The following is a 12,381-nucleotide window of genomic DNA, read 5'->3' as shown; positions in this document are numbered from 1 at the left end:
GTGCGGATTCGGTCGGGTCCGGCGATACGAGCGCGGTCGTCGATACCGCAGTGGTCAACGATCCGGTGGTGGACAGACCGGGCGTGCGCGAGCCGGCGTCGAGTGATTCGGCGCAGGCCGACGACCAGGCGCCGTCGGGTGCACGCAATTCGGCACCCGTGCCCACCTCGGCCTCCCGTCGAGTTCGGGCGCGGCTCGCTCGTCGCATCACGGCCGGACGCAGCGCGGCGGTCAAGCCCGTCCTCGAACCTCTGGTCAGTCTGCATCGCGAGCTGTATCCCAAGGCCGATTTGACGCTGCTGCAGCGGGCCTACGACGTCGCGGACGAGCTGCATTCCACACAGATGCGCAAGTCCGGCGACCCGTACATCACCCATCCACTTGCCGTGGCGAACATCCTCGCCGAACTGGGCATGGACACCACCACACTGGTTGCGGCGCTGCTGCACGACACGGTGGAGGACACCGGCTACTCGTTGGCCAAGTTGACCGAGGAGTTCGGTGACGAGGTGTCCCATCTGGTCGACGGGGTCACCAAGCTTGACAAGGTCGTACTGGGGACGGCCGCCGAGGGCGAGACCATCCGCAAGATGATCATCGCGATGGCGCGGGACCCGCGGGTGTTGGTCATCAAGGTCGCCGATCGACTGCACAACATGCGCACGATGCGATTCCTGCCCCCGGAGAAGCAGGCCCGCAAGGCCAAGGAAACACTGGAAGTCATTGCGCCGCTTGCTCATCGGCTGGGTATGGCCACCATCAAATGGGAGCTCGAAGACCTGGCCTTCGCCATTCTCCATCCCAAGAAGTACGACGAGATCGTTCGGCTGGTCGCCGATCGGGCACCGTCCCGCGACACGTACCTCGAGAAGGTACGGGCCGAGATCAACGCCACACTGGCGGCTTCGAGGATCAGCGCCGTCGTCGAGGGACGTCCCAAGCACTACTGGTCGATCTACCAGAAGATGATCGTCAAGGGCCGCGACTTCGACGACATTCACGACCTCGTCGGAGTGCGGATTCTGTGCGACGAGATTCGCGACTGCTATGCCGCGGTCGGCGTCGTGCACTCGCTGTGGCAGCCGATGGCGGGCCGCTTCAAGGACTACATCGCGCAGCCACGGTACGGCGTCTACCAGTCGCTGCACACCACGGTGATCGGGCCCGAGGGCAAGCCACTCGAAGTGCAGATTCGCACCAGGGACATGCACCGCACCGCGGAGTTCGGTATCGCTGCTCACTGGCGATACAAGGAGACCAAGGGCAAGCACTCGCAGGACAACGCCGAGGTCGACGACATGGCGTGGATGCGCCAGTTGCTCGACTGGCAGCGTGAAGCGGCCGACCCGGGCGAGTTCCTCGAATCGCTGCGCTACGACCTGGCGGTCAAGGAAATCTTCGTCTTCACCCCGAAGGGCGATGTAGTCACGCTTCCCGCCGGATCGTGTCCGGTCGACTTCGCCTATGCGGTGCACACCGAAGTGGGTCACCGCTGTATCGGAGCCCGGGTCAACGGTCGCCTGGTGGCACTCGAACGAACCCTCGACAACGGCGAGGTGGTCGAGGTCTTCACGTCCAAGGCCGTCACGGCCGGGCCGAGTCGAGATTGGCAGGGCTTCGTCGCGTCACCGCGTGCGAAGACCAAGATCCGGCAGTGGTTCGCCAAGGAACGTCGCGAAGAGGCCCTCGAAGCCGGTAAGGACGCCATCGCGAAAGAGGTCCGTCGCGGCGGACTTCCGTTGCAGCGCTTGATGAATGCCGAGTCCATGTCGGCCATCTCCCACGAACTGCGGTACGTGGACGTGTCAGCGTTGTACACCGCGGTCGGTGAGAACCACGTTTCTGCTCGCCACGTCGTGCAGAGGCTGGTCGCTCATCTCGGTGGTGTCGGTGACGTCGAGGAAGAACTCGCGGAGCGCTCTACGCCGTCGACCATTCCGACGAGACCGCGTCAGGTCGGAGACGCCGGGGTACTGGTCACCGGTGCCGAGGGTGTCGTGGCAAAACTCGCCAAGTGCTGCACCCCTGTACCCGGGGACGAGATACTGGGGTTCGTCACCCGCGGCGGGTCGGTCAGTGTCCACCGCACCGACTGCACCAATGCGCGGTCGCTCGAGGAGCAGTCCGAGCGCTTCATCGAGGTGCAATGGGCACCGTCGGCCTCCTCGGTGTTCCTCGTGGCCATTCAGATCGAGGCCCTGGACCGGCATCGGTTGCTCTCGGACGTCACGAAGGCTCTGGCCGACGAGAAGGTCAACATCCTCTCGGCATCCGTCGCGACGTCGGGCGATCGGGTGGCGATCAGCAAGTTCACGTTCGAGATGGGTGACCCCAAGCATCTGGGGCACGTGCTCAACGTCGTGCGCAACGTGGAGGGCGTGTACGACGTGTACCGGCTCACCTCGGCGGCCTGACCGAATTCCGACCCGATACGACGACAGGGTGAGCAGACATTTCTGCTCACCCTGTCGTCGTCGTGCGGTACCTCAGGTTGCCGAGGTGATGACCACCGGATTCGCCGGTGCTCCGTCCTCTGCACCGCCGCTGACTCCACCGGCCGCAATGGCGTCGAGGGTCTGCAGGCCGGCTTCGGAGATGGTGCCGAACACCGTGTACTGCGGCGGCAGCACAGAGTCGGCGTACACCAGGAAGAACTGGCTGCCGTTGGTGTCAGGGCCTGCGTTGGCCATGGCCAGGGTGCCACGGGGGTAGACGACCGGGTTCTGGGCCTGCGCGGGATCGTCGGCGAACGCCGTTGTGGGGTATTCGTTGGCGAAGCTGTAGCCGGGGCCGCCACGACCCGATCCCGACGGGTCGCCGCATTGCAACACTTCGAGGCCGGGGGATGTGGTCAACCGATGACACGGTGCGCCGTCGAAGTAGCCCTGCTGAGCCAGGCTGACCACACTGTTGACGGCGCACGGGGCCTCGGTACGGTCGAGCGTCATTCCGATGTCGCCCTGGGTCGTCGACAGCGTCACGTCGACCGTTCCGAAGACGTCGATGTTCTCGGTCGGAGGCGGAGCAACCTCCTTGGCGGCCGGAGACTCCGCCGGGTACGCACACGAGACCGTATCGGTGGTCGGCTGCGGAACGGGCGGCAGCGCACCGAACCGCGACAGATTCAGCGGCGGCCGCGGGGTGGTCGTCGCGGCCGACGTCGAGGCAGCGGTCGTCGAACCGGCCGGAGCGGGCGCGGCAGCGGTCTCCGTCGATCCGGAGCAGCCGGCGAGAAGAAGTACCGCAGCGGAGGCTGCGATCACCAGACCGGGTACGCGTGTCACAGGTCGCTCTGCATCGAGGTGATGTCCACCGGCTCGGCCGGTGCGCCGTCGGAGGCACCGCCCTGCGCACCCTTGGCCGCGATGGCATCCAAGGTGGCGAGACCGGTCTCGTCGATCGTGCCGAAGGCGGTGTAGGCGGGTGGGAGTTGCGAATCGCCGTAGACGAGGAAGAACTGGCTGCCGTTGGTTCCCGGGCCGGCGTTGGCCATCGCCAGGGTTCCGCGGGGGTACAGGACAGGAGTCTGCGCGGCAGGATCGCCCTCGGCGTACGTGTCGGTGGGGAACTCGTCGGCGAACTGGTAGCCCGGCCCGCCACTACCGGAGCCGGTGGGGTCGCCGCACTGCAGCACCTGCAGGCCGGCACCCGTCGTCAGGCGGTGGCAGGTGGTGCCGTCGAAGTAGCCCTGATTGGCCAGGGACACGAAACTGTTCACCGTGCACGGGGATTCGGGGTTGTTCAGTGTCAGGCCGATGTTGCCGGCGGTGGTGGCCATGCTGTAGCTCAAGGGTTCGTCGCTGGTGGGGATGTTCTCGGTGCGGGGAGGGGTGTTGGGCTTGGCGGCCGGCTGTGCGGCGGCAGGGTACGAACAGTTCACCGTCTCGGGCAGCGGTTCCGTACGGCCCGCAGCGATGATCGAATCGGCCGGTGCAGACGTGGTCGAGTCCTGCGCCGTGCTCGCGTCGTCGTCACCGCGGGTCACCACGAAGACGACCGAGACAACGGCCACGACCGCAACCACACCGAGGATGGAGCCGGCGATCGTCAACTGCTTCCGACGTCGTGCTCGCTCTGCGCGTCGTACGAGTTGGCGTTCGAGCTTTCGCTTGGCAGCCTCGCGCCGTTGCTCGTTGCTGGGCAATTCGTGTCCTCCCGCTTGTCCTGGTTCGACCACGCCTGCTCGCTGAGCGGGTGGGTCGTGTGGTAGCCGGCCGACAATCGGCCAACGCGAGTTTGCCATCATTGCCTGAGAGCATGCTGGGGGGACCCGACGAGAACCTCCCCACTAAGCTGGCTCGGTACTTCGGCCTCTGCCTCTTAGGAGCGATTGTCTTGCTCGTCACCGGATTCCCCGCAGGAATGTTTCAGACGAACTGCTACATCCTCGCTCAGGACGACGCCTCCGAGTGCGTCGTGGTCGATCCCGGCCAGGATGCCGCCGATCCGTTGGTCGACTTCCTGACGCGATCCTCGCTGACCCCGACGGCGGTGCTGCTGACCCACGGTCATCTGGACCACACGTGGTCCGTGGAGCCGATTTGCTCGAAGTACGGAATCCCCGCATACATCGCGCCCGAGGATCGATACATGTTGGCGGACCCGATCAAAGGGACCGGTCCGACGCTCGCTGCCGTGCTCGGCGACCTCGAGTTCCACGAGCCGGACGAGGTGATCGAGTTGGCGCACGAGCAACGTCTGAGCCTCGCGGGAATCGACTTCACGGTCGTGCACACTCCAGGGCACACGCAGGGCTCGGTGGTGTTCCTCACCGAGGCCAACGGTCCCGACGGGACGGTTCCGTTGGCGCTGACCGGCGACACCTTGTTCGCCGGGTCGATCGGCCGGACGGATCTGCCCGGCGGCGACCACGATCAACTTCTACGGTCCATCGCGTCGCGGTTGCTGCCGCTGCGCGACGAGACCGTCGTGCTCCCCGGACACGGCGGACAGAGTTCCATCGGTCAGGAGCGCGGGTCCAATCCGTTCCTCGTTGGACTCGGCGACCCCGAGCAAGGAAAGCTGTGACCGTGAGCAAGCCGACCACCTTTTCCGCGCCCAAGGGCATTCCCGATTACTTCCCCCCGAATTCGGCCGAATTCGTCGCTGTCCGGGAGGGCCTCCTCGGTGCCGCCCGCGCCGCCGGGTACGGCCATATCGAACTCCCGATTTTCGAGGACACCGGGTTGTTCGCCCGGGGAGTCGGCGAATCGACCGACGTGGTCAGCAAGGAGATGTACACCTTCTCCGATCGCGGCGACCGATCGGTGACATTGCGTCCCGAGGGAACCGCCGGGGTCATGCGCGCTGTGATCGAGCACGGCTTGGACCGCGGGGCGCTGCCGGTCAAGTTGGCCTACGCCGGACCGTTCTTCCGGTACGAGCGCCCGCAGGCCGGCCGCTACCGCCAACTGCAGCAGGTCGGTGTCGAGGCGATCGGCGTCGACGACCCGGCGCTGGACGCCGAGGTCATCGCCGTGGCCGACGCGGGGTTCCGCGCCCTCGGTCTCACCGGCTTCAGGCTCGAGATCACCTCGCTCGGTGACGACACCTGCCGCCCGCAGTATCGAGAGTTGCTGCAGCAGTTCCTCTTTGCGCTTCCGTTGGACGAGGACACGCGTCGACGCGCCGAGATCAACCCGCTGCGGGTTCTCGACGACAAGCGGCCGGAGGTTCGCGAGATGACTGCCGACGCGCCGTTGATGCTCGACCATCTCTCCGATTCTGCGAAGCAGCACTTCGACGAGGTGCTGGCCTACCTCGATGTGATGAATGTTCCTTACCTGGTCAACCCGCGCATGGTTCGTGGACTCGACTACTACACGAAGACGACGTTCGAGTTCGTGCACGACGGCCTCGGGGCCCAATCGGGCATCGGCGGCGGCGGCCGCTACGACGGCCTGATGGAGCAGTTGGGCGGGCAGGCGCTGTCCGGTATCGGATTCGGGCTCGGTGTCGACCGCACCGTCCTCGCGTTGGCCGCCGAGGGCAAGACCGCAGGCACGACGTCGCGGTGTCAGGTGTTCGGCATCCCGATGGGTGCCGCGGCCAAACTTGCGATCGTCGACATCTCGGCGCAGTTGCGTGAACGCGGAATTGCCGTGGACATGGCGTACGGAAATCGCGGCATGAAGGGAGCGATGAAAGCGGCCGATCGTTCGGGAGCCCGATACGCGCTCGTGCTGGGCGATCAAGAGCTGTCGGCCGAATCCATCGTGATGAAAGACCTTTCGAACGGCGAGCAGGAGACGGTCGCGTTGGCCGACGTGGTCGACGTCCTCGGAGTGCACCTTGGCCGATGACCCTCGGCCCTCGGCGGGTCCGGTAGCCCTCGATCTGGTCTCGGCGGAGTTCCTCGCGCCGCGGTTGCGCAAGATCGTGGTCGGTTCGCTACTGGTCGGAGTCGTGCTGGGCGTCGTTCTGGCGCTCGTCGTCCCCGTGTGGGTGGCAGTCCTCGTCGGAGTGATCGTCGGTGGTCCGGCGGCGCTGTCGGGTTGGCTGGGATTGCGCCGCCGGGTGTGGCTCGACGGGCCACGGCTGTGCGCTCGGGGACTGCGTACCCGACGGCTGAACATGCCGGAGGTGGTGACGGCGGAAATGACCATCCGCACGGCCGGAATCGACCAGATCTCGCTGCGGCTCTACGACGGTCGTACTCGTATCGTTCTGCCGTTGGCGCTCTACACCAGGGGCGGCGGCCGCGAACTGCCGATTCTTGCGTTGCGCACGCTCGCCGATTCGCTGTGGACCACCGAACTCGTTCCCGCGGCGGCCATCGCGTCGGTGCTCGTGGACCAGCTGCGGGCCGAGGCGCGCGACGCCGGGCTGGACGAACGGCCCCTCTACCGAGCGATCGAACTGGTTCGCAGCAAGGGTCGCACTCCGCATGCGACGTTGACCGACCGTGAGGTCGCGCAGCTGCTCGGATGAGCGGACGGCTGTCAGGTCACCAGGAAGGCGTCGAGCACCACGGCCTCGGCCGATCGTGAGCCGGAGGTGACGACAAGGGCCCGGTTCAGGTACGTGAACTTCGGAACAGCGGTCGACACTCGCAACGTGCCGCGGAAGTAGTAGGTCGCCGGGTCGACCTCTCGGTCGGGATCGTTCAGAGCGTCGATGACCTCGGCCGGTCCGAACTGGACTCCACGATAGTCGAGCGAAAGGTAACCGCCGGTTGCCAATTCGAGGACGAGATCGCTGCTGAACTCGGTGCACCCGTCGGGCCGGGTGACGCTGACGACGGTCGATCGAGCAGCAAGAGTGCCCTCGATGTCGGGGCCGGGTGCGGCCCCGCCGAGGACGGTGGTGACGACTCGGTCGCCTTCGGGCACCGATCCGATCTCGATGGCCGGTCCCAGTGTGAGGCCCAGGCGCAGAATGGGTTCCAGGGTCGGTGTGTTCGGGGCGGTCACGTGCGGTGCACTCCTAGGATCGACTTCGGGCCCTACGCTATCGCTTGTCGGCTGCCGGACCCGACCGGGGGATGCGGGGGAGCGATGCCGACCTTGACACGGCATAGAACAAATGTTCGACTGTGTGCATGCGATGGGCCGGTCAGACTCTCGATGCCGCAGACGAGGGCGCGCTACCGGGGCTGGAACGGTCCGGGCTCGTCCGCAGCGTGCAGACCCCGGAGTTCGAGGGCATCACCTTCCACGAGGTGCTGTGCAAGAGTGCCCTGAACGAGGTTCCGGGCGAATCGCAGGTGCCGTTCTCGTGGACCGTCAATCCGATGCGTGGATGCTCGCATGCGTGCCGGTACTGCTTCGCGAGGCCGACACACGAATACCTGGACCTCGATTCCGGCAACGATTTCGACTCGCAGATCGTCGTCAAGACGAACGTTGCGGCAGTCCTCCGCAAAGAGCTCGCACGTCGATCCTGGAAGCGGGAGCCGGTCGCGCTGGGGACCAACACCGATCCCTATCAACGCGCCGAGGGGCGATATCGGTTGATGCCCGGCATCATTCGCGCGTTGACCGAGTCGGGTACGCCGTTCTCGATCCTGACCAAGGGGACGCTGTTGCGACGGGATCTGCCGCTGCTGACCCTGGCTGCACAGAAGGTCGACGTACACGTGAGCATCAGTTTGGCGATCCACGATGCGGATCTGCAGAAGCAGCTCGAACCCGGAACACCAAGTCCGCGAGCACGATTGGACCTCATCCGCGCCGTGCGGGATGCGGGACTCGACTGCGGTGTGCTGGTGGCGCCGGTCATTCCGTTTCTCACCGACGGAGCCAGACAACTCGACGGGCTGATCGCTGCGCTGGCCGAGGCCGGGGCGACGACCGTCACGGCGCTGCCGATGCATCTTCGATCGAGCACCAAGGACTGGTACATGAGCTGGCTGGTGAAGGAGCACCCGGCGTTGGTACGCAGATACCGCCAGCTCTACGGACACGGGGCGTACGTCACTCCGGAGTACAAGCAGTGGCTGAAGGCGAGAATCGATCCGCTGCTCGACACCTACGGTTTCGCCGCCGACCAGACCCGCGCGTTGCCCGCGAACGAGCCTGCCGAACCCCGCGGGTTGGTGGCCTCGGGGCCGGCACTCACGCTGTTCTGAGTAGTACTGGTTCAGGGATTGTCGAGGTCGCGAGCCGAGAACGTGTCGCAGGCCGCCACTTGTCCGGTCTCGTAACCGGTGGAGAACCACGCCTGGCGTTGGGCGGAGGAGCCGTGCGTCCAGCCTTCGGGGTTGACCCGGCCGGTGGACGCCTGCTGAATCCGGTCGTCGCCCACCGAGGATGCGGCCGACAGTGCGTCGTCGATCTGGGCGGAGGTCAGCGGTTCCAGAAATGGGACGCCGCTCTTCGGGTCGACGGTCTCGGCCGCGTAGTGCGCCCAGATTCCGGCGTAGCAATCGGCTTGCAATTCCACCCGCACGCCACCGGACTCGGGACCCTGAGGGTCTTGCTGTGCGCGCCCGATGTCGCCCAGCTGGTTCTGGATGTGGTGGCCGATCTCGTGCGCGACGACGTACTCCTGTGCCAGTGGCCCACCGCTGGAGCCGAATTGATCGACGAGGACCTGAAAGAAGCTCGTATCGAAATACGCCGTGGAATCGGCCGGGCAGTAGAACGGCCCGACGGCACTGGTGGCGTTACCGCAGCCGGTGTTCGTTGCTCCCGAGAACAGATTCACGCCGGGCTGAACGTAGGCGACGCCGGTCTGGGCTTGGAGCTGAGATTCCCAGACGGTGTCCAGACTTCCTACGGTGAAGTCGATACGGCAATCGACGTTGCTGTTCGCGTCTGCGACGTCACAGTCGAGAGTTCCCGACGTCCCGGAGCCGTTCTGACCCGCAGAGCTGTCGCCACCGCTGATCTGGTTCAGGATTGCTCCCGGGTCGCCGCCGAAAAGCAGCGCGAGGACGATGATGACCAGTCCACCGGCACCACCGCCGATCGCCAACTTGCCGCGTCCGCCGCCTCCGCCGCCACCGCCGACGGAGACTCGGCCCGGTGTCGTTTGCGAGCCTTCTCTGAACGTCATGTTGGAGTTCCCCTCCGCCGAGCCCGCATCTGCGGTGCGAACCGATGCCGCCACTGTCGGCCTTAGCTTCGCATGCCGGGACGGCATCTCGTTTCCTTCTATGGTGATGTGCTCCGTAGGATCGGTGAGCGAAGAACACGATCAGCGGATTTTTCTCGAAAGGACACCCGTGCTGCGCACCCATCTCGCCGGCTCATTACGCCCCGAGCACGTCGACCGAACTGTGACGTTGACGGGATGGGTGGCCCGTCGACGCGACCACGGTGGCGTCATCTTCATCGATCTGCGTGACGCCTCCGGTGTGTCTCAGGTCGTCTTCCGCGAGGGAGCAGCACTCGAGCAGGCCCACCGACTGCGCGCCGAGTACGTGGTGAAGGTGACCGGCAAGGTCGAGGGTCGTCCGGAGGGCAACGCGAACTACGAGATCCCCACCGGCGCCATCGAGGTCGAGGCATCCGAGATCGAGGTCCTGTCCGAGGCCGCACCGTTGCCGTTCCAGCTCGACGATCAGCCCGGTGAGGAAGCACGCCTCAAATACCGCTACCTCGACTTGCGCCGTGAGGGCCCCGGCCATGCCATTCGACTGCGTTCGCACGTCAACGCCGCCGCCCGATCGGTTCTGGCGCACCACGAGTTCGTCGAGGTCGAGACCCCGACGCTGACGCGGTCCACCCCCGAAGGCGCACGGGATTTCCTCGTTCCCGCTCGTCTGCAGCCGGGTAGCTTCTACGCACTGCCGCAGAGCCCACAGCTGTTCAAGCAGCTGCTGATGGTCGGCGGTATCGAGCGGTACTACCAGATCGCTCGCTGCTATCGAGACGAAGACTTCCGTGCCGATCGTCAGCCCGAGTTCACCCAGCTCGACGTCGAGATGAGCTTCGTCACCCAGGACGACGTCATCCTGTTGGCCGAGGAAATTCTGGCGTCGCTGTGGAAGCTCGTCGGGCACCACTTCACGGCACCCATCCCGCGGATCACCTATGCCGAGGCCATGCGCCGGTACGGCTCCGACAAGCCCGATCTTCGATTCGACATCGAACTGGTCGAGTGCACGGACTTCTTCTCCGACACCACGTTCCGCGTCTTTCAGGCTCCGTACGTCGGTGCGGTCGTCATGCCCGGCGGTGCGTCGCAGCCGCGCAAGCAACTCGACCGTTGGCAGGAATTCGCCAAGCAGCGTGGCCACAAGGGCCTGGCCTACGTCCTGGTCGGTGAGGACGGCACCCTCGGCGGCCCGGTCGCGAAGAACCTGACCGACGCCGAACGGGACGGCCTCGCTGCGCACGTCGGCGCGAAGAACGGCGACGCGATCTTCTTCTCCGCCGGTCCGGTCAAGGCCTCCCGCGGACTGCTGGGCGCTGTCCGCGGCGAGATCGCACGCAAGCTCGACCTGATCGACCCCAAGGCGTGGGCGTTCGTGTGGGTCGTCGACGCGCCGCTGTTCGAGCCCACGTCCGACGCCACCGCCAGTGGCGACGTCGCCGTCGGGTCCGGGGCGTGGACGGCCGTGCACCATGCGTTCACGTCGCCGAAGCCGGAGTCGATGGACACATTCGACACCGATCCGGGATCTGCTCTGGCCTACGCCTACGACATCGTCTGCAACGGAAACGAGATCGGCGGCGGCAGTATTCGTATCCACCGCAAGGACATTCAGGAACGAGTGTTCGCGATCATGGGGATCGGCAAGGAAGAGGCCCAGGAGAAGTTCGGCTTCCTTCTCGATGCCTTCAGCTACGGCGCGCCGCCGCACGGCGGAATCGCGTTCGGTTGGGATCGCATCACCGCGCTGCTTGCCGGAGTCGATTCCATCCGTGAGGTCATCGCATTCCCCAAGTCCGGTGGCGGCATCGACCCGTTGACCGACGCGCCCGCACCGATCACCGCGCAGCAGCGCAAGGAATCGGGCGTCGACTTCACGCCGGAGAAGAAGGAAGAAGCGCCGACAGAGGCCTAGCCTCCACCCGAGGTCCGCAAGAACGAATGTCCCCGTAACGCAGTGCGTTACGGGGACATTCGCGTCTGTCGTTGTGCGAGATCAGCGCGCGGGAGTCAGGGGCCCGCCGGTGAGCACGCGGTAGGCGTAGTTGGTGGCGATCACCGAGACCGGAAGGGTGACGAGCAGGCCGAGGCCGCACAGCAGAATGCCGACGAAGTTGATGGCGGCGAGGGCCAGCAACAGCAGCAGGACCGGGCCGAAGTTCTTGACCGTCAGGTCGATACTCGACTTGATCGACTCGATCGCCGACTGGTTTCGATCGATCAGGAAAGTCAGTGCGAAGTTCGCGAGGAAACCGATCACGATCAGCAGGACGGTGCCCAGGAACGGAACGAAGCTCAGCACGACGCTGGCCACCGTCCAGATCACAGCCAGTACCGCAATCTGCGGAACGTTCGTGAGTTGGAAGAACCTGCCGAACGCCGGCTTCTGTGGCCCACCCGTTTCGTCCAACGCTCCCCGTACGTATGCCGCATTCACGAAGTAGGACACGAATGTCGCGATCGTGGTCACCACCAGGAATACGCCCGACGTCGCCGCGACGGCAGTACTTTCACCTCGGTCGGCGGCAGCGACCGCGGCCGTCAGGGTCGATGCGAACGTGACGATGAACACGGCGACGCTGACCGCCCACACGATGGCCGTGATACCGAGCCACGGTCCGGTGTTGGCCTTGAACTTTTCGAAGCCGTAGCTCAGTGCGGCACCGACGTCGAGTCGACCGGGGTTGGGTCCGAGAGGTGTCTGTCCGTAGTTCTGATTTCCGTAGTTCCCGTAGTTCCCGGGCGGCGGTGGGTAATTGCCGAGCGGGGGTGGATAGCCACCGGGCGCACCCTGAGGTGGGTAGTTTCCGGGCGGCGGTGGGTAGTTTCCGGGAGGGGGAG

Annotated in this window: 11 protein-coding genes; 6 read left to right on the top strand and 5 right to left on the bottom strand. The window is 65.6% G+C overall.

Annotated features, from left to right (window positions below; all coding sequences use genetic code 11):
• The first annotated feature begins 83 nt into the window (after positions 1–83).
• Positions 84–2,414 (top strand): RelA/SpoT family protein, encoded by a 2,331-nt coding sequence (locus CH278_RS11080; RefSeq protein ID WP_179274574.1) that lies wholly within the window; start codon positions 84–86, stop codon positions 2,412–2,414.
• A gap of 72 nt (positions 2,415–2,486) precedes the next feature.
• Here CH278_RS11080 and CH278_RS11075 read toward each other — a convergent pair whose 3' ends face one another.
• Together CH278_RS11075 and CH278_RS11070 are read right to left on the bottom strand one after the other, a co-directional pair.
• Positions 2,487–3,284, bottom strand: coding sequence for a peptidylprolyl isomerase (locus CH278_RS11075; protein WP_051365143.1), 798 nt, complete (start codon positions 3,282–3,284; stop codon positions 2,487–2,489).
• Positions 3,281–4,144 carry a peptidylprolyl isomerase gene (locus CH278_RS11070; protein WP_027496954.1) on the bottom strand — a complete coding sequence of 288 codons (864 nt, stop codon included), beginning with the start codon at positions 4,142–4,144 and terminating at the stop codon, positions 3,281–3,283. The genes CH278_RS11075 and CH278_RS11070 overlap by 4 nt, the downstream gene beginning before the upstream one ends.
• Before the next feature lie 191 nt (positions 4,145–4,335).
• Between CH278_RS11070 and CH278_RS11065 the strand changes: the two genes are divergently transcribed.
• Genes CH278_RS11065 through CH278_RS11055 form a run of 3 tightly spaced genes read left to right on the top strand, consistent with a single transcriptional unit; the run spans position 4,336 to position 6,930 of the window.
• The gene (locus tag CH278_RS11065) at positions 4,336–5,028 is read left to right on the top strand and encodes an MBL fold metallo-hydrolase (RefSeq protein WP_027496955.1); all 693 of its coding nucleotides are present in this window, start codon (positions 4,336–4,338) and stop codon (positions 5,026–5,028) included.
• A 2-nt stretch (positions 5,029–5,030) separates the two neighbouring features.
• Complete coding sequence (gene hisS / locus CH278_RS11060) at positions 5,031–6,302, top strand: histidine--tRNA ligase (protein WP_027496956.1); 1,272 nt, start codon at positions 5,031–5,033, stop codon at positions 6,300–6,302.
• Positions 6,292–6,930, top strand: coding sequence for a hypothetical protein (locus CH278_RS11055; protein ID WP_027496957.1), 639 nt, complete (start codon positions 6,292–6,294; stop codon positions 6,928–6,930). The genes hisS and CH278_RS11055 overlap by 11 nt, the downstream gene beginning before the upstream one ends.
• 11 nt (positions 6,931–6,941) lie before the next feature.
• Here CH278_RS11055 and CH278_RS11050 read toward each other — a convergent pair whose 3' ends face one another.
• Positions 6,942–7,412, bottom strand: coding sequence for a DUF3237 domain-containing protein (locus tag CH278_RS11050; RefSeq protein ID WP_032370476.1), 471 nt, complete (start codon positions 7,410–7,412; stop codon positions 6,942–6,944).
• 128 nt (positions 7,413–7,540) lie between these two features.
• Between CH278_RS11050 and CH278_RS11045 the strand changes: the two genes are divergently transcribed.
• Positions 7,541–8,569 (top strand): Rv2578c family radical SAM protein, encoded by a 1,029-nt coding sequence (locus CH278_RS11045; protein ID WP_027496959.1) that lies wholly within the window; start codon positions 7,541–7,543, stop codon positions 8,567–8,569.
• Between the two features lie 11 nt (positions 8,570–8,580).
• Here the strand turns inward: CH278_RS11045 and ypfJ are convergent, their stop codons facing one another.
• Positions 8,581–9,498, bottom strand: coding sequence for a KPN_02809 family neutral zinc metallopeptidase (gene ypfJ / locus CH278_RS11040; protein ID WP_032365115.1), 918 nt, complete (start codon positions 9,496–9,498; stop codon positions 8,581–8,583).
• A 169-nt stretch (positions 9,499–9,667) separates the two neighbouring features.
• Between ypfJ and aspS the strand changes: the two genes are divergently transcribed.
• Entirely contained in the window at positions 9,668–11,455 is a 1,788-nt protein-coding gene (aspS, locus tag CH278_RS11035) for an aspartate--tRNA ligase (protein WP_027496961.1), read from the top strand.
• Between the two features lie 81 nt (positions 11,456–11,536).
• Here the strand turns inward: aspS and CH278_RS27455 are convergent.
• Positions 11,537–12,381: hypothetical protein (locus tag CH278_RS27455; protein WP_094621914.1), on the bottom strand; the 845-nt coding region annotated here is incomplete at its 5' end.

The organism is Rhodococcus sp. 05-2254-5 (assembly GCF_002258575.1).
Classification (GTDB): Bacteria; Actinomycetota; Actinomycetes; order Mycobacteriales; family Mycobacteriaceae; genus Rhodococcoides; species Rhodococcoides fascians.
The sequence above is the reverse complement of the archived record's forward strand: the minus strand, read 5'-3'. Positions and strand labels throughout refer to the sequence as shown.